Source organism: Bradyrhizobium sp. Crot121 (assembly GCF_059512385.1).
In genome coordinates, this window is sequence record NZ_JCAMOR010000067.1 from 1 (window position 1) to 16,999 (window position 16,999).

Annotated in this window: 21 protein-coding genes and 1 pseudogene; 3 read left to right on the plus strand and 19 right to left on the minus strand. The window is 60.5% G+C overall.

The genetic code is table 11. The features are described 5' to 3' along the window. Positions 1-240, plus strand: a pseudogene (locus AC5ZGW_RS35615) (hypothetical protein); the annotation flags it as partial. A 274-nt stretch (positions 241-514) separates the two neighbouring features. Here AC5ZGW_RS35615 and AC5ZGW_RS35620 read toward each other — a convergent pair. The 3 genes from AC5ZGW_RS35620 to AC5ZGW_RS35630 form a co-directional block, all read right to left on the minus strand. Next, positions 515-964, minus strand: a complete 450-nt coding sequence (locus AC5ZGW_RS35620; RefSeq protein ID WP_130231257.1) for a hypothetical protein — start codon at positions 962-964, stop codon at positions 515-517. Positions 965-1,591: 627 nt separating this feature from the next. Beyond that, complete coding sequence (locus AC5ZGW_RS35625) at positions 1,592-1,789, minus strand: hypothetical protein (RefSeq protein ID WP_130231259.1); 198 nt, start codon at positions 1,787-1,789, stop codon at positions 1,592-1,594. Positions 1,790-3,435: 1,646 nt separating this feature from the next. Beyond that, positions 3,436-3,627 carry a CsbD family protein gene (locus AC5ZGW_RS35630; protein ID WP_130231261.1) on the minus strand — a complete coding sequence of 64 codons (192 nt, stop codon included), beginning with the start codon at positions 3,625-3,627 and terminating at the stop codon, positions 3,436-3,438. Between the two features lie 395 nt (positions 3,628-4,022). Here AC5ZGW_RS35630 and AC5ZGW_RS35635 point away from each other — a divergent pair, with 395 nt between their 5' ends. After that, complete coding sequence (locus tag AC5ZGW_RS35635) at positions 4,023-4,223, plus strand: hypothetical protein (RefSeq protein ID WP_130231263.1); 201 nt, start codon at positions 4,023-4,025, stop codon at positions 4,221-4,223. Between the two features lie 431 nt (positions 4,224-4,654). Next, complete coding sequence (locus tag AC5ZGW_RS35640; protein ID WP_130231265.1) at positions 4,655-5,026, plus strand: hypothetical protein; 372 nt, start codon at positions 4,655-4,657, stop codon at positions 5,024-5,026. A 501-nt stretch (positions 5,027-5,527) separates the two neighbouring features. Here AC5ZGW_RS35640 and AC5ZGW_RS35645 read toward each other — a convergent pair. The 16 genes from AC5ZGW_RS35645 to AC5ZGW_RS35720 all read right to left on the minus strand — a co-directional run bounded on the left by AC5ZGW_RS35645 (position 5,528) and on the right by AC5ZGW_RS35720 (position 16,973). Then, positions 5,528-5,653, minus strand: coding sequence for a hypothetical protein (locus AC5ZGW_RS35645; RefSeq protein ID WP_283813347.1), 126 nt, complete (start codon positions 5,651-5,653; stop codon positions 5,528-5,530). A gap of 376 nt (positions 5,654-6,029) precedes the next feature. Next, positions 6,030-6,512, minus strand: a complete 483-nt coding sequence (locus AC5ZGW_RS35650; protein ID WP_130231267.1) for a hypothetical protein — start codon at positions 6,510-6,512, stop codon at positions 6,030-6,032. Between the two features lie 1,112 nt (positions 6,513-7,624). Continuing rightward, the gene (locus AC5ZGW_RS35655; protein ID WP_130231253.1) at positions 7,625-7,954 is read right to left on the minus strand and encodes a Rossmann-fold NAD(P)-binding domain-containing protein; all 330 of its coding nucleotides are present in this window, start codon (positions 7,952-7,954) and stop codon (positions 7,625-7,627) included. Then, on the minus strand, positions 7,941-8,195 hold the full coding sequence (locus AC5ZGW_RS35660; RefSeq protein WP_130231251.1) for a hypothetical protein: 255 nt from the start codon (positions 8,193-8,195) through the stop codon (positions 7,941-7,943). Before AC5ZGW_RS35660 ends, AC5ZGW_RS35655 begins: the two co-directional genes overlap by 14 nt. Further along, positions 8,192-8,575 (minus strand): hypothetical protein, encoded by a 384-nt coding sequence (locus AC5ZGW_RS35665; protein WP_130231249.1) that lies wholly within the window; start codon positions 8,573-8,575, stop codon positions 8,192-8,194. Before AC5ZGW_RS35665 ends, AC5ZGW_RS35660 begins: the two co-directional genes overlap by 4 nt. Beyond that, the gene (locus AC5ZGW_RS35670) at positions 8,575-9,027 is read right to left on the minus strand and encodes a hypothetical protein (RefSeq protein ID WP_130231247.1); all 453 of its coding nucleotides are present in this window, start codon (positions 9,025-9,027) and stop codon (positions 8,575-8,577) included. Before AC5ZGW_RS35670 ends, AC5ZGW_RS35665 begins: the two co-directional genes overlap by 1 nt. Further along, positions 9,024-9,338, minus strand: coding sequence for a hypothetical protein (locus tag AC5ZGW_RS35675; protein WP_130231245.1), 315 nt, complete (start codon positions 9,336-9,338; stop codon positions 9,024-9,026). Before AC5ZGW_RS35675 ends, AC5ZGW_RS35670 begins: the two co-directional genes overlap by 4 nt. Position 9,339: 1 nt before the next feature. Continuing rightward, on the minus strand, positions 9,340-10,701 hold the full coding sequence (locus tag AC5ZGW_RS35680; RefSeq protein ID WP_130231243.1) for an NlpC/P60 family protein: 1,362 nt from the start codon (positions 10,699-10,701) through the stop codon (positions 9,340-9,342). Between the two features lie 3 nt (positions 10,702-10,704). After that, a complete protein-coding gene (locus AC5ZGW_RS35685) occupies positions 10,705-11,049 on the minus strand; it encodes a hypothetical protein (protein WP_130231241.1) in 345 nt (114 codons plus the stop codon). Between the two features lie 53 nt (positions 11,050-11,102). Next, the gene (locus AC5ZGW_RS35690; protein WP_130231239.1) at positions 11,103-12,437 is read right to left on the minus strand and encodes a phage late control D family protein; all 1,335 of its coding nucleotides are present in this window, start codon (positions 12,435-12,437) and stop codon (positions 11,103-11,105) included. Between the two features lie 25 nt (positions 12,438-12,462). Continuing rightward, positions 12,463-12,720, minus strand: coding sequence for a tail protein X (locus AC5ZGW_RS35695; RefSeq protein WP_130231237.1), 258 nt, complete (start codon positions 12,718-12,720; stop codon positions 12,463-12,465). Beyond that, positions 12,721-13,179, minus strand: coding sequence for a phage tail protein (locus tag AC5ZGW_RS35700; protein WP_130231235.1), 459 nt, complete (start codon positions 13,177-13,179; stop codon positions 12,721-12,723). Further along, on the minus strand, positions 13,176-15,848 hold the full coding sequence (locus AC5ZGW_RS35705; RefSeq protein ID WP_496114036.1) for a phage tail tape measure protein: 2,673 nt from the start codon (positions 15,846-15,848) through the stop codon (positions 13,176-13,178). Before AC5ZGW_RS35705 ends, AC5ZGW_RS35700 begins: the two co-directional genes overlap by 4 nt. Further along, positions 15,848-16,366 carry a hypothetical protein gene (locus AC5ZGW_RS35710; protein ID WP_130228253.1) on the minus strand — a complete coding sequence of 173 codons (519 nt, stop codon included), beginning with the start codon at positions 16,364-16,366 and terminating at the stop codon, positions 15,848-15,850. Before AC5ZGW_RS35710 ends, AC5ZGW_RS35705 begins: the two co-directional genes overlap by 1 nt. After that, a complete protein-coding gene (locus AC5ZGW_RS35715; protein WP_130228254.1) occupies positions 16,366-16,614 on the minus strand; it encodes a hypothetical protein in 249 nt (82 codons plus the stop codon). Before AC5ZGW_RS35715 ends, AC5ZGW_RS35710 begins: the two co-directional genes overlap by 1 nt. Continuing rightward, positions 16,611-16,973, minus strand: coding sequence for a phage major tail tube protein (locus AC5ZGW_RS35720; protein ID WP_130228255.1), 363 nt, complete (start codon positions 16,971-16,973; stop codon positions 16,611-16,613). The genes AC5ZGW_RS35715 and AC5ZGW_RS35720 overlap by 4 nt, the downstream gene beginning before the upstream one ends. Between the last annotated feature and the right edge of the window lie 26 nt (positions 16,974-16,999).

A 16,999-nucleotide genomic window follows, 5' to 3' on the forward strand; every position in this document is an offset into this window, starting at 1 on the left:
GCGAGCGACGGCGGCTCCGAGGGGATGGCTTGGCCGGACCCCATGATCAATTTTGCTGAACTTGACGCACAGAACTTCAAGCTCGGTCGACTGAGCGAGGCGCGTGAAACAGTAGCGCATCTGCTCCGGCTGGAGCCCGGCTTGACGATTTCGACCCTCCGCCGACGCATGCCCATTTTTGACGCGAAGCTGATGAACACTTTTCTGGATGGCCTACGCAAGGCGGGGCTGCCGAAATGACGGTCAACTGCGTCGGCATGTGGCTCTCGGTGCTGTTCCGGTTTTAGCCCTAATGCGAAGTCCGCGCAGGTTCTGAAATGGTCTGCTTATCGAGGTAGAGCGGAAGTGACTGGTCGACCTTCCAAGCGGCGCTTTTGACCCACAACGGACATGCGTCACGTAGAATTCCCGCCCTTTAGGGTCCTGTTGAACTGAAATATTTGAGTCGTCTGATGCTATGCACTGGCATCCGGCCCTCGATAGGTGCCGAGAAGCCTATCCCAGAAGAAGTGGATCACGGCAAAATTTTTGTTCGCGTGCCGGTGATGAATGAAGTGCAGCTCCTGCATCCGTCTGAACCACGCAAATCGCTGAAGCCGCGATCCCTCACGTGGTATTCTTTATCAAAAAAGACGTGCGCATAAAACGATGCCGCGCTTCCAATGACCATCGTCACAAAAAGACCGAGCGGCAGCAGGAAATAAGCGCATCCGCCGACGAGAAACAAAGGGATAAAGAAAAACGGTGTGTTGTTGCCCTCGTCACCGAGGTAGGTTCGTGAGACGAGATGATCTTTGGAATAATAGGTGTGATGGAAGTCGATGTGAGTATGAAAGAATCGGCCGCCCATGGGATGGTGGCCGAGTTTATAATGCATCACCGTCTGCGCAAATGACATAATCAAATGCGTAGCGATGGCGGTCAGGAGAAAGAGCGGGACGTTAAGAAGTAGCCACGATGTCATTGAAGCAGCGGCCTCCCGTCGTCCCTAAAGCTATTATAACGCACTTTACCTGCGATTGGCGCATGGGACGGCGCTCGTAGTCAGCTATTTTTAGGCCCTTACGCAAAGCGTCGTAACCCCCCGCTCCTGGCGGTTCAATCCGGCCGTCGTTTACGCCTCTACACGGGGCGCAGCTCGGGATCTGGCACCTTTGAGACATGCCGACCGGCTCCTGGATTGTCCGCTTATTGGGGGAAGACCGGAAGTCACCGGCGCACGGTCAAAGTGACGCGATGGTGAGAGGGACGGGTGTCGAGCGCACGCATCTATGCTGGCTTTCGCTGAGGGGCAGATACCGACCAACGTATGACCAGGCGGTGCCGGGTCATCAGTGCTTGCAGCTAATAGTCCCGCAGAGCGGCGTAACGCCCGCCGGCCTTTCTCTTTTGAGGATGCGATGACGTTCAGCATTCATGCGAGGCGAGGACGGGAAACCTCGTTGCGAGCCACGTCAGTCCAATGCTGGCGGTTGCGAAAGCTCGCACCTAGTTAGGGCCGGATGGCAGGTGCAGATCACCGACGAGTACGGCAAGATATTTCAGCCTAACAGGTTCGAGGAGCTACTCAGATTTGACCGAAAGGCTCCCATCAGGTTTTGAGCTTCCGCGCTGCTTCGGCGTCGCGAGCCAATCGCTCCGCCTTTAACCGCTCGCGGATTGCATGGAACGCCTTTTGCGTGCGTTCATACTCGGCCATCGCTACCTTGACGTCCGCCTCCTTGAAGGCCTTTCGTGCCTTACGCACGGCAGCGGTGGGCACCTGACGTTCGTATGTGTAATCCCTCATTTCCTCCTCCTTTTGCGTTTGCTCACTACGCAATTTTTTGTCGGCGGGTCGAAAGTCGCATCGGAGTTTCCCAGGAATTCGAGGCCTAATTTGCCCTTTTGTGTTACGTCGGCGAGTGCAAATCGCCTTGAAGCCAGCGTCCAAGAGCCTTGGACTTCATAGGATCTTCATACGCGGCCAGGGCCGTAACTACGTGATTGCAGACAGCACATTTAAACGTATGCAAGTCGACGCCTGGGCGTGCTGGCTCGATGCTGGTAAGCATCATCTCGGCCTTGCACTTCGGACAGGCGGGGCGCCCAAATGCAACCGGCGGAATGGCGGACGACATGCGTTGAGATTGGGGCATATGATGCCTCCCCTCGAATAGGCGGGAGCGCAACACTCTCTGTCACCGGTGGATGCCCGTTGGCGCGACGGTGATCGAGCTATGTGGATCCCGATCGAACCAAATAGCCAGTTAATTCGTGTTCGGTTGCCCGAATTAGTGGTTACAGAGCGATTCAAGGGCCAAAACAGGAGCCTGCGCGCCATCCGCGGTGCGATCAGGACGCTAAAGATTTCAGATTGGGACGGAACGATTCACCTTGGGCTGGTCTTGATCCTCAGCAATCGGCGATTCTATCTTCGAAAGCCAAGCCACCGACCGGTCGACATTTTGCCCAATGCCCGGCGGGAGGTCTCAAACGGCCTCAGATGTGCGCACACTGAGGCCGTTTTGCTTTGTTCGATGACCCATCTGCGACATTGGGCAGCACTCAAGAAAGTGCACGATCTCACTTGATCGGCGGAATGGTTCGCCCAGGCGGCGATGTCCTGAGCCTACGCGCTTATGTTCAACTGCCGCAGCACGTCAGCGATGAGTTGCTTCACGTCCTGATGGCCACCGTTGTTGAAGGGTGATGCGCGTGCCTTGTCCGTCGGGCAGTGGTGTGGCGGTCACGATCCTATCCGTGTTGATGACGATGGGCTGATCGTCCGGTTGCGTGAACTGCACGAATGCCATGAGAGATCGACCTGCCTGTTGGGCGCGCGAGCCGCGCGCGGCGCCCCGAAACCCGCGACGCGCGGGCGTCAAGGTCAAGCCTATGTACCGAAAACGTTAAAGGCGAGGCGCTTCAAATGGCTTGCGGCGTTTGTACCTCCACCCGATGCGCCGCCTCGCTTCCTGGTGAGGGCAGCACTCATCTACGCGGTTGCGGAATGACCGGTGTTGGCCCTTTGCGTCGATCTGCCGCGAGCGCTGCAACGTCCGATGTGGAAGGTAGACCGGACTACGTCGAGCTCCTTTATAAGCCGAGGGTTTGACGTCGCGGGTTGAGACGCGGTTCAAAGCAATGCGCGACAGGGGCGGCTAAACTCAGACCGTTGAAGTGCACTTCCGTTAATGGCCCTAAAGGCGACATACCTCGCCGCCTCCAGTCGCATCCGTCGGTTTCCCGAGCCGTTCATCTACCGATCTTTCCGCAGTTGGCGGCGTCTTTCGTTTGGAATGCCACTTCCTGCCTTGAAAAGGGCATAGCGGCACGTCCAAGCTAAAGGTCGGTTCTTAGAGGTAAGGCAGCCTTCGTCACTCAGCCCGACCGCCTTGTGGCAAAAGAAAAGGCCGCCCGGAGGCGGCGAGTTCCTGGTCTTCCCTCTTGTGCTTATTTTTTGAGGGCGCCAGCGGCGTCCCGCGCTGCATCCTTCACATCTCCGGCGGCGTTGTGTGCGGATCCCTTCGCCTTGTCGATCTTGCCTTCGGTTTCCATCTCCTTGTCGCCAGTGAGCTTACCGGCACCTTCTTTGATGGCGCCTTTTGCCTTGTCGGCAGCGCCCTTCACATGTTCGCGATCCATGGCCGTGTTCCTTTTGCTGTGCGGAAGACCAGCACAACGAAAGAGTTACGCAGTGGTTCCTCGGAGAACAAGCACGGGTCCGGCCCTGCACACGAAGACTTCTGAATTGGGCCCTTGGCTGCCATCGCGAACGCGAGGAGTAGGTCAGCTACCGGGTCGAAAGCGGTCCAAGATGTGCTGGTCCGCCAATTCCGAATCTGACCCAACTGAGACATCAAGCCTGATCGCGCGTTTGAGGCTCCTTGGTGCTATTGGTCCATCGCTGGCCAAACAAGTCCGAGGAGCGGCTTGCCGCCGAAACGAATTCTGACCGCTTCCAACAACCCATCATTGTGCCTTAGGATGCTTTCGCGGTCGTATTCTGGCCGATGGTCTCAACCAACCGGGGAAATCAAATGAAGTGGATTTCATTAAGTCTTTTAGCGCCGATAGCTCTGGCAATCTTTGCTCTTTCGATTTCAGCACCAATGCTTTCGTCTAGCTCATACGCGAGCAAAATGGACGGCAAGTTCTATGGGTGCTCTGATCGCGTTTGCAGGGGCATCAATTCGCCCAACTACGGCAAGAAGAGCGACAAGAAGCCGACGCCGCGCTGAACGGGACCCTCGGCACTGCCGGGCGGCCACCACAAATAGTTGGGCTGCCGCTTGGCTGCTTTGGATCGATCCGTGTCGGCCATCGCTCCTATGTTGCGCACAGCTCGAAAAGCCGAGATCACGTCTTAAATCGATCTCGCTTTCCGATCGTGTGATCGAACGAGTGTCGGCTTCCGAAACTGGCCCTTGGCTGCCATCGCGACCGCCGAAGAGTAGGTCAGCTAACGGGCGGAAATCGGCCCAAAATGCGCTGGCCCGCCAATTCCGAATCTGACCCCAGAACTGACCTCGAACGTCAAGGAAGTTGATCAATTTAATGCGCCGCACATACTCTGAACAATTCATCACCACTGGCGCTGGCTGGCACTTCTGATACTCTTTGCCTCGGCGACTGCAATGCCAAATCTTCCACTATGGATGGGGTTGCTGGCATGTCGGTGCGTTACCTACGCCGTTCGCCAATCGCGGCCGTAATTCTGCTGCCCTTGCTTGCCAATCAGCCACTGACGTTCGCTCGCGGCAGTCCCGTAGGGCACGAAGATCCCTGGAATTCGGAACGTATCGATCGTTTGCCGCCCGAGGTTCGAAGTGCCATCACCCGCATGTGCGGGAATGCGACGGCCGCTCATTACTTTGCAACCTTTTTCGACAATTCACGGCTGATCAAGCTGCACTTCGAACATCTGCATTGTGACAAGCAGGCACGGTTTTGCACCGGTACCAGTTGCCTGCGACAGGAGTTCATCTCTACGGGTAAACATTACCGGCTCCAGAGAAGTTATTACGGCCACGACGACGACTGATCGCAATCGTCATTTGCGTCACCTCGGGAGGTGGCATTTCCCGGAAATCCATTGAGTAGCGGATTTCTACTCAGCGTTCGATGCCCCCCACTGCCGGAAGCCCGCTTTGGCGACTGCCTTGCGGTGATCATTCCCAGCTAGGCCCTAGAATATACGGCCTCACGCCACCCGCTCTCAGTCCGAGACACGCGATCTCCTCATCGGTAAGGCGTCGCCGCGCGATTCTCTTGTCTTCGCGCACGAGACCCGGAAAGCGCAGGATCGCCTCTTCCGCCTCACCGGCGTCGTGTGTTCCAACAGCGAAGAACCTGGGATCGGATTCGCGTTCTCCGACCAAGTGAACCTCGACAAGCCAGCCGCAGTTCGCGAGTTCCGCAGCATTCGGGGGCCCGGTCTCGGCGCCGATACCGGGCAAGCCACCGGCCATTGCTGCGCCACCTCTGCCACTCATCTTGAGAGTCTTCCGGCTGTGAGCGATAGTTCTCCTTTCGGCCTTTCGGCTCAAAACTTCAGGTTCGCGAACGCGCGCACGCCGATGTCCGGTAGCAGCACCTGGTCCTTGGTGTAGGAGACGGAGTTGCGGATGTTCTCGTTGAGCAGATTGTTGCCGACGAGACCGATCGCCATCTCGCGCTTTGGCTTCGATCTCTTCGGTAATCCGATCTGTGACGTCAAGACCACTTTAGGGTTGGCCGTATGTCTGATTCCAAGTTCGAAATGGACATGCTCGGCGGCCGAGGCAAAGTCGCATTTTGACCCAAGAGACATCGATTGCTTGAAGTGCTACGTACCAGCCGAGGATACGGGAGCCAGTTGCTTGTGAGGTCACCGATAGCTGCCGACGCTTTGAGCCTGTTGCCGTTTCTTGCCGCCAGTCGCGCCTATGACAAGGCGCAGCATCGGCAAAGGCTTTGCGCACGCAAAGCCCGCTGCCCGGAGGCCTTCCGCCTCCGGGCTTTTTATTCTTGGCATCGCTAGTTTCGGTGCTCGACGAGACTTGGCGCTATTGCGTCTTTATGGTCCCGTTCGCGTTGAAGTCGCTCTTCCGATCATACCCCGACTCGCGCAGATTTTTCATGTACTGCGCGTGGTCCTTGCTGCTCACACCGCCCGGAGCCATGGCGTAGGAATTAGCCGGGTAATAGCCGTAGGAATTGGCCGGCCGGAATGGTGCCGTTGCAATGGCGCCTGCGGTATTGACCGCGCCAGCAGCGATGGCGCCGGCCGTTCCAATCGCTGCGCCGGCTGCATCGGCCGGCCAGAGGCCTGAACGCGCATAACTCGGACCATAATAGCCGTTGTTGTAAGCGTTGTAAGCGTTGTAAGCGCGGTTGGTCATGGCTTCGCGTTGGGCGGCCCTGGTCGCGCCGTAGGCGGAACCATAGTGAGGCCGGTGGCTATTCCGGTAGCTTTGATGAGTCCATGCCGAAGCGGCAGAAGTGGAGACAGTGAGGATAGCAAGACCAACAAGAATGCTTTTCTTCATGCTCAGCTCCTCTGAAGCGACGCATCATTCGCGCTAAACCGCCTCAGAACGAGTTCGTTCCGACCGCTCTAAAAAGTTTAGGTCCGGCTTGGTACCTATTTGATTCTCATGTCGGGATTTTTAGGGCCCAAATACTCGGACCCGCCGTTCCCTCGGCAGGATCACGCTTGAGGCCACCCCAGTGTCGGCCTCTCAGCGCGTCGCCGCGATGTCGCCTACTGGGCCCATATGCGAAGTCCACCGCGGCTTTCAAACTGTCAGCTTCCGGAGGTAAAGCGGAAACGTAGGCCGCAACTGAGACATACCGATCCCCGGCTCCCCGGCGGGCCCCGGTCAGGTCGTTTTGGGCAGATCGCCGATTGCGCTCATGCGGCCGATGGGTAGTCCTTGGCGTCCTCAGGCTAACTGCAGAGGCCCATGATCATCGCAATGATCACCGTGTGGATGGTGCAACCTGCCGTCTACGAGGTAATCGACATGGTCTCCATGCGGCACCTGTTCATGTCCGCAGCCTGGACCGTGAGTATGTGAGCAGTGGACGTGAGGGGTGCAGTTCACGGGATTTGCCGCATCGATCGCGATGACATGTTCGTCCACATGATCCTCGTGCATATGGTGAAGATGACCATCGTGAAGATAGTCCACATGGCCGTCATGGCGAACCGCAGTGTGTCCGCAATTCGAGCCATGGCGATGAGGGTGGTTCTCATGGTGTTTCTCGTTGCAAGTGGCCATCAGCATGCTCCATATGCATGTGGTTCCCAGCCCACTTAAAATGGTGCGAAAGGCAACGCCGCCAAGGGCGCAAAAGTCGAAAGTCGATCCGACACGTAATGTTAAATGTTACCGCCCCGTACGACCGCAGCTCCACATATCGAAATGAGTTGACGCATTAAGCGGTTCGCACTTCGGGTTTCGTCTTATGTCGCCTGTTGGCCCATCTCGTCAAAAGTGGCATGTCCGCTTTTGCGCCGCTCTTCGGGGGTAAGCCGACGTGATCATTTATGGGTACACAGCCCAAAAACGCAAAAAAGACCCCGCCGGCCCACTGGACCGACGGGGTGAAAGGTCCCTTTCGGGGAGCCTCGACAAAGGGCTGTTCTGAGACCCTTCTAATATGATGATCTGATCCTGCCGCGAGGCGGTGTCAGCCCGTGCGCTTCGATGAAGTGCTTCAGGCTATCGTTCGCCTGCTGCAGATTGCGCACGTCGCCCTCAAGCAAGGTGATGTGCTCACCCTGTTGCTTGATGATCTCGCGCAGCTGATTGCGCTCGTCCTGCAGGTCGGTGATCAGCTTGTTGAAGCCATCGTTCAACATCGCCTGCACGTCCGCCCTCGCCTTGGGCCGGCCGGCAAAGTACATGAACGCCCCGGAAATGATGGTGACGGTGACCGTGGCCACGGCCGTCCCGAGCGAGGACAGGGCATTAGAAGTATCCATTATTGCTGGTCTCGGGCGGGTTATTGCGGTGGCGACCCACCTTCGAGTCCTTCATGGACTGCTCATGCTCCTCGTGCAGACGAGACCGGCGAACCCGCACCTCGGTGTCGATGTCGCCTTTGATCTGATACACGAGGCTCGATTGCGCGTAGCGCACCACCAGCACCGCGCTGATGGCCGCAATCGTGATCACGGCTGCCACCATAAATAGGGTCGGCTTGTCGATATAAAATGCAATCAAGTTTCTGATTCCGACAGTGAGGTGCCGCGGGCTTCTCCCAATGTCAGCACCGCTGTCAGAGCAGATACGATCGCCATGGCCGCCGAGATCGCCACGTCGAGTCTGTAGACGCCGCTGAACATGGTCAACACCTCCGAGGCATGAGAGAGACCGCACAAAAAGATGAAGGCACCATATAGGCCCCGTGCCAGCGCCGAGAACTCAACCGTGCGGGTCCGGTGGTAGAGCAGCGACAAGCCGATGGCGAAGTAGGATCCGGCGGTCACAAGGTCGGCCGAGACCGACAGAAAAACGATCACCGGATCGTTGGTCAGGCAGATCGCGTGCTGACTGTAGCGGTCCGCTCCGAGCGCATCGGCGAGTTGTACCCAAAAACCCATCAATAGACCTCCACGTCGAACGCTGCGAGGTCATCAAGCTGCTGGCGGGTCGCGCAGTTGCTCTCGATGCTGGCGGTGAAGCGCCAGCGACCCGGATGCACGGCATCGGGCAGCTGAATGCTTACGGCAACGTCGTCTCGCGAAACGCCGGGAAGCACCACCGGACGGCGGAAGGTCACGGTTGCTGGCGGATCGCTGTCGAGCAGGACCATCACCTGGACCACCTGGCCGGGGCAGCTTTCCCGCGCCTCTATATCGATCGTATAGGTGATGCTTCCGTGAACCGGCACGCGGGTCGAGCCGACACGAAGATTGGATGCCACCCAAACCGGGCCGCTGCCGGCAAAGGCGAGGAGAATGAGATAGCCGGCATCAAGAGAGAGCGCGATCAGCGCCACCGTGTTCCAGATCGCGAACAGCACGCGCTTGATCACCCTTTTCCTGCTTGTCACCACTTAAACCACCCACCACCGTCTTTCGCCCTGGCTTCGGCTTCGCGCTGCTTCTGCTTCTCCTTCTCCTCCTGCAGCTTCCTGTTCATGATCTTGTGCATCTCGACCCCACCGGCCAGGAAGGCGCCGACGATGACGAGCACCCCGCCGAGTGCCGCCCTGATCCACTTGAACGGGGCGAAGTAGCTGATGACGATGCACGCGATCAAGATCAGGAGCGCGATGCCGAACCAGTAGACCAAAGGATCGAACAGCCACTCGAAGGACGCGGTGAAGCGATCCTCGATGCTGGTGATGATGTCGTTGATCATGTCAGAACTCGGAAGTCGCCCGCCCTGCATTGTCGCCGACCGCGATTACCGCTTCCTTTGGCGCCGGCGCGGACTTCGGCCAGTAGTAGCCGACGATCCTGCTGCGATCATGGATCGACCGCTTGACCTGATCGTCCTCATTGGCGCCGATGCCGCGCACGCCGCTTGAGTTCTCGCCGTCGTACAGGAACACATGCCCCTGACCTGAACTCTTGGAGCCGCGCCACATCGTCACGATGCAGCCCAGCGCCGGGAGCTTGAGCTTGGTGAACTCGGGATGGGTCTCGAAACTCCTCGCGGCAGCTGACTTCGTGCCCTTGAAGCCGGAGGTCTCCAGGCAGTAGTTGGCGAAGATCGCGCACCACGGATCGCCCTCCTGACCGCAATGCGCGCCCTTGATGAAGGTCTCGAGTCCACGGTTCTCGCCGGTCTCGTGCCAGCCGATCCACTTCTCGGCCTGCGCGTACCAAGCGGGCTTGGTCGCGGTGGCGGGCGGCTGGTTGAGCGGCGGGTCGAGGGTGCCGAGCCGCTTGCCCTTGTTCAACTCCATCACCGTCAGGTCGCCGACCTCACCGTCCGGATCGAGGTTGCAGGCGGTCTGAAACTTCCGCACCGCTGCCTGACAGACCGGGCCAAAGATGCCGTCGACCACGACATCGTTGTAGCCCAGCGCAATGAGCCGCCGCTGCACCGCTTTGACGTCATCGCCGCTGGAGCCGAACTTGATGACCCGCGTGAGCTTCAGCGGCGGCTCGGCTGCGGCCGCGGCCTTCGGGAGGAAGTAGGAGCCGATGGCCGACAGAATCGTCTGCAGCACGGAAGGATGCGAGGACGGCGGCGGGACTGTCGCCGGTGCCGGGGCCGCCTGCGGTTTGCCGGCAGCGTGGTTGCGCGCCAGATCGAAGCCGAACCGGATCTGCTCGTCCGACCACGGCAGCGTTCGTCCCGCCTCGTAGCGGAACATCGCCTTGGCGAAGCCCAGGAGCACATCGTCATCGCCATAGAGCTTGATCTCGGTCGACGTCGGCAACTTGGTCCAGACACGGACTTGCGCGAGATACCTCGAATAGTCCTGCCCGCCGCCATAGCGGTTGATGATTTGCGCCATGGTGACGACGTTCGAGGAGCGGTAGCGCCGCATCAACTCCCACCACATCGCCACACCCTCCTCGGGCGAGGCCACGATGGTCGAGCGATTGCCGGGGGTGGTTTCCTTCTCGCCGACATAGCCGGGATAGGAGTGCTGCCACGATGCGCCGTTGATCGCGCCGGGATTGTTGAAGCGGATGGTCACCGGCAGCGACTTGTCGTCCGGATTGGCCGAGAAGTAGCCGCCTGTCAGGCTGCGAAATCGATCCGCCATCGTTCAAGCCCCCTGTCCGGGATTGGGCTGGTTGGGAAGGCTTCTCAGGCGCGACACCACGGTCAGCCCCATGATCGCGGCGACCACGAAGCCGACCCACTCCGCCGGCAGCATGGTCACCCAGGCTTTGACGTCTGGGAGGTTGAGTGCTTCAGCGAGATAGGAAATGCCCGCGAGGATCGAGGCACCGAGCGCGACGATCATGCTCCAGAGCACGGTGGCGCTATACTTGGCGGTGGCGAGCAGGCGATCCCACACCGAGCCCTCGGCAAGGTAGTAGTATTTCACCATGCGATAGAGGATCAGAAGCGCAACGGTCGTAAGGAAGACAAAGATGGCTGTTTTCATCGACGGTGCTCCCGCGTGAACGACGTTCGGTTTTGGGTTTTTGAGGAAAGCGGCTAGGGCGAGGTCGGAGGGTTGCTGACCTCTGGCGGAAACTGCGGCTCAACCGGGGTCATGTCGCCCCACAATTCGGACGGGAAATCGCGAAGCTGCTGCTTGACCATCTGCTCCGGGGTCTTGCTGCTCCACGACCAGTAATCGTCGCTGATCAACTGCGGACGTTTGAGATTGCAGCGCGTGGTGTAGCCGCCACCACGGGTGTAGTTGTGCTCGGCTTCCGAGATCGCGTAGCGGCCATCGACGCCGGGCCGCGCCCCCGAGATCACGACATTGCCGTTGGGTTGGGCCGCCGGCTCACCGTTGATGATGACCCATCCGGTGCCGCGGCTCTCCTGGCTGTCGGCGGCCATCCCTTCATTGTACTGCTGACCGGCCTGCTCATTGGGTGCAGCGCCGTGCATCATCGCAACAGCGGTGGCGCTGCCGAACGGCACAGATCCGCCGATGCTTTTCGTGACCGACTTCCACATCCCGTTCCAGATGTCGAAGAAGCGCTGCTTGGCGCCGGCCCATTGCGGGCGGCCGGAGAATGGCTTGATGCGCCACGAGATCAGGTTGACGCCCCAGACCGCCTCCACGGTGGGGGCAAGATCGCCGTTCGGCAGTTGCTCGCGCGGGCCGATCAGCGCGCTGTTGCCGATGATCTTGAAGCTGAGCCCCAGTTCAGTGGCGATCCTCTGGCCGAGCGACATCGGGCTCTCATTGTCCTGAATCCAGAACTTGCGCTTGATGTCGTCGACGCCGTAGGCATACAGCGTCAGCCCGTTTTTCTGCATGACGTTGCCGAGGAAGTCCTTGAGGCTGACGTCCTGGCCGTCGCCGTCAGGCGAATCCCCCTGCCCGACCGTCATCAGGGATGGCGCCTTGGCGTCTCCCTTCTCGTTGTAGGAGATGCACTCGACCCAAAGCCTGCGGCCGCCGCCGGCGCGCGCAAAGCCGCTCTCGACCGACTTGACGATGCCGCCGAACACCATCTGATAGCCCGAGGCCTGATACGGCACTTCCTTGATCGGCGAGCCGTCGACATACTGGTCAGGAATGATGAGCTTGTAGATGCGCTCGACATGCTGGTTGAGCGGCAAAGACGGGCCACTGCCGGCCCAGCCCATGTAGATTTTCACCGGCTCGTCGTCGCGCGGGATCGGTAACTCCGCGTTGCGATCGTCGAGTTCGATGTTCGCGGTGTCTGGTCCCCAATCCTTAAGCAACACCTGCACCGAGATCAGGTACGGCGCCATCGCATCCGTGATGTCCATGCCGGCGATCACGATCTTGACGTTAGCTCGGCGGCGATAGGTCGGCGCGAGCGCCGGCTGCCACTGCTGCGGCATGAGTCGTCCCTTAAGATCGATGCTTTCAGATGATCGGCGTCACGTTGCGAATCTGCTGCGGCTGCGGACGCCCGCGCAGAATGTCGCTGTCGATCGGGATGCGCACCTGCGTGCCGACCGGCAGGAATGGCGATTGCTTGTGCAGCCTCGCCAAATGCGGGTTGGCATCGAGCAGCTTTTCAACGATCCCATAGGCTGGCGTCTTGTAGCGCCGCCACACCAGAAGGTCGGCGGTGACGAAATCTCCCGTCACCGTCACCAGTTCGTAGGATGTCACCGCCATTTAGTTCGTCGCAAAGAAAGTGGTATCGCGATAGAACGTATCGGCCGACGGCACCGGCACCCGTTGAAAACGCGCATCGAACTCGATCTGCCGACCGATGCCGTAGCGATCGAGCGACGAATGACCGCGCGACAGATGCTCGATCACGTACCAGCCGAGATTGAGGCCGTCGCCGCGCATCAGGATGTTGGACTTGCCGTAGCGGCGCATCTCGTCGAGCACGTCGAGATGGCCCATGCCCGAACCCTGCTTCAGGCCGGTGGTGGCAAAGAAGTGCGGGAACACCCGGCCGCGCATCTCGATTTCCTCGTCGCCCTCGCCGACCCACTCGCGGAAGATCGGAGCGCCTGCAATCTCCTTGCGCGACCAGTCAGTCGCGGTCGAGTGCATCACTTCCGAGACGTTGAACGGCCACACCTGCCACTGGATCAGGCCGAACTGATACAGCGTCGTGTTCATGCGGCACCGATGTCGTTGTAGGAATTATACGCGGCTTCCCGGACCTCGCGATTGACCTCGCGGCGCATCGAGGCGCGGCGGAACTGGTTGTCCTGGCCGCGGTCCAGCTGGGCGCGAATGGTGATCGGCTTCTCGAGTTCGGCGCGCTGATCCTTGATCTTCTGCAAATCGGCATTCAGTTCAGCCGGGGGTTCAGTCGGCATCTCCGGACGCTGGGTCAGCGCAGGCTGGTTCAAACCGTCGCTGGCAGGCGCCCTCGCATTCTGCTCTTCGGCGAAGCGCGCGGAGTCCTGATAGGTGAACTGCCGGCCGCGGCGCGATCCTTTCCAGAAATTGTAGATTTCGCGCCGGCTCATGCCGGGGAAGAACACGCGGCCCGGACCGTTCGCATTTGGATCGCCGAACGTCCCCTGATCGGTGCGGCCCTGGATGATGTTGCTGCCGCCGAGAACCCTTGCGATCTCTCGGTCATAGCGCTGGCGCATCGCCGGCGTGATGGCGGTGCGCTGCGCCTTACCGGTATTGATCGGGCCGTAGAAGCCGCTGCGCAGTTCGTCGCTGATGCTGTAGCCCGGCACCTTCTTCCTGATCATGGCCACGCGGTTGAACAGCGCCTCGACGGTCGCGGAGCCGCCGCCCTCGGTGGCCATCATCTGGTACATCAAGTGCTTGGTGGCGGGATCGCGCTCGACGTCGGCCCACAGCGGCGCGCGCTGCTCGGCCAGGCTGGCATTCCCGCCGACGTCACCGCCGACATCGCCGCCAATCCCGAGATCGCTGCTGCCAGCCGCGCTGCTGCCACCGGCGCCGCGACGCCGTAATGCGCGCGGCACCTGCCCGCCAACGCTTTCGCCGCCGCGCGCGCCGCCCGGGATGCCGCCATCCGGCGGGTTATAGCCGCCGCCCGGCCGCGAACCCGGACCACCACCGCCACCGTAGCCGCCTGTCAGACTGGCGCCACCGCCGCCTCTACCCTCATTCTCCTGCTCCTGCTTGCGCATCATGTCGCGAATCTGGGTCAGGACCGCGAGCGAGCGTTCGGTGTTGAGTTCGACGTCGCCCAGGGTGCGCGTGGTGGAGACCGCATCCAGCGGCGTGATCTGTCCCGAGGTGGATGGGGTGAACAGTTCAATACCGTGCTCGCCGACCTGATAAGTCTGGCCGCGGTTGACCGGGCCGCCGGTCGCGCGTTGCGGCGGGACCGAGGTCGGCGGCGTAAAGCCGGGCGGCACCGGAGGACCTTGCCAGTTCGGATTGCCCATGATGCCACCAGGGCCGTTGATCAGGCCCTGCGCAACCGATTGCGGCGTCGGGAAGTGCATGCCGCTGACGATCTCCTTGACCGCGCCCCACAGCGAGGTCTCGCCGCGGTTGATCCGGTCGATGAGGTCCCGCGCCTTGCCAAGGCTGTCGCTGATGTTCTTCAGCTCGGCCGACACATCCCGCAGAAAGCTCAAGCCTCCCCCGCTGGCAGCGAGAGAGGCGAATGTCGTTTTCAGTTCATCGAACGAGGTCGTCAGCCTGTCCAGCGCCAGCTGGGCATCGTTGGCCGAGCCCACAAAGCGATTGGAGAAGTCGTTCATCCCGTCGCGAACCCTGGCCTGCAGCTCCCTATACCGGCCCGAGGAGTCCAGCATCATCTTCCAGAACTTCTGCTGCTGTGGATCGGAGAACAGCTTGCCCCATTCCGTGCCGCGCTTGCGCGCCTCAACAATGCGCGAGATGTAGAAATCGAAGAAGTTGCCGCCGGCCGCGATGTTGCGGTTCATCATGCCGGACCATTGTTCTTCGTCCAGACCAAGCGCCCCGGCGACGCCGCCGCCGCGATGAATCTCCTGCATGGACTGCACCAGCGTCCGCGCCGCCTGCGCGGTGTCACCAAAGCCCTTCTCGCGCAACAGGCCGATCGTGGACAGGATCTTGCTCAAGCCCTCCACGCCGGTGACACCAAGGTCGGCCATCTGGTGACCGAGTTCGGGCGCCGAGCGGCCAAGCTGATCGAGATCGAGCCGCAATTCCTTGGCAGCGCGGCCGATGATGTTCAGCGCCTGCTCGCCCTGATCCGGCGCAATCTTAAGTCCCTGCATGAACTCGCCGAGGCTCTTGCCCAGCGCATCGCCGGCCACGCCGAACTGCCGGGCCATTGAGGTGACGTCCGGGGCCAGCGCCCGCGCCTGCTCCTCGCTCATATAGCCGGCGTCGCGGATCGCTTGGAAGGTCTTGCCAACCTGCTCTTGCGACACACCGAACTGCTGCGAGGCGTCGCGCATCGTTGCCCTCAGCCTGGCCATATCGGTAGCCACGGCGCCGGTCCGCGCCTGCAGGACGCGCAGCTGCTCCTCGTTCTTGGCGAACTCCATCACGCCCTGATAGGCCGAGTGCGCAGCGAACCCGAGCGCGGTGTAGCGCGAGGCCATGCCGCGCAGCGACGTCGAGCCGCGATCCACCGTGCGGTTCAGGGCCTCCTGCTCGCGCGCCTGTCTACGCGTTGTTGCCGCGCGGCGCTCCATCTCGGCAATCGTCGGAAAATCGAGCCCGTATTTGCCCTGAGCCGCAGCTCCGGTCCGGAGCACCTTGTTCAGGTCGGCCGCGTTCTTCGCCGCCGACTTGAAGGCGGGGGCGGTGCGGTCCTCGCCCTGCAGGACGATCTTATATTCGTCGTTCGCCATCAGTTGACCTCAAAGCCGAGACCGCTGCCTTGACTGTCCGATTGCTTCGGCGGGAACGGCTGCTGCAATTCAGGCGGCACCGGATGCGCCTTCATGTCCGCCTCGATCTCCTCCTTGGTCGGCATCCGGTACGGATCGTAGGGCTCGTCAAACGGCAACTCGGGCTCGAGTTCTGGATCGGGTGCCGTCGACTCTTCCGGATCGTGCTGAAGCGGCACCACCTTCTGCGGGATCTGGCCGGCGGCGATCTGGTCGCGGATGTCCGGCGGCAGCATCTCGAAGAACTGGTTCATCACCCGGTCGACATCTGGGTAGCGGATTTGCCTGACGACCTCAGCCGACTGCTCGACGATGTCGAACAGCAAATCCATCGCGCTGGCGTAATCGCCGTCCTGCCATTTCAGGGCATGATCCCACGCCATAGGGCGCAGATAGATCGACCTGATCCACTTGCCCTCATGCTTGAAGGGCAGCAGCAGGAAAATCCTGCGCCCGCCCGTCCGGTCGATCACAGTCATTAACCGGCTTCAGCCTGACCCGTCAGATCAGTGGTGATGCCCATCATCGCGTTCTCCTGGGCAAACACGTTGTAGCCGTCGACGATCAGCACGTTCTCGAAGAAATCCCAGTAGTACAGCTGGGTGACAGAACTCTGCGAGCCGTCCGCCGATGCGTTCTCCTCCATCCACAACTCATAGTGGGTGATGCCCTTGATGGAGAACTCGTGCTCCATCAGGTCGCCGCGACGGAACGCGGTCGGGTTCACGGCGCCGAGCCGCCCCACAGAATTCCCGTCGCCTTCATCGGCTTGCCGGTGCGCTGCTCGCGAATCACGCCATGAGCGGTATAGCGCTGGGCCTGACGCGAGGCGTTGCCGCGAGCCAATAGCCCCATCACGCGCGGCTGCCAGCCGGCCAGCGTGAAGGTCGCTTCCAGGCGGTTGATGTGGGTGAACACCTCGATCGCCGCGATCGCGCCGCCGGCGACGTGCTCGACATAGTTCTCCTCCAGGTTCGGCAATTTGAGTTGCCGCAAGGTGAGAAAGGTCGCGGTGCCCGGCTGGTTCTGACCGGCGTCGTTGTCGCCGCAGACCAGATTGACGCTCTCCATCGTGTAGACATACATGGGCTGTTCTCCTTGGAAAGATGTGA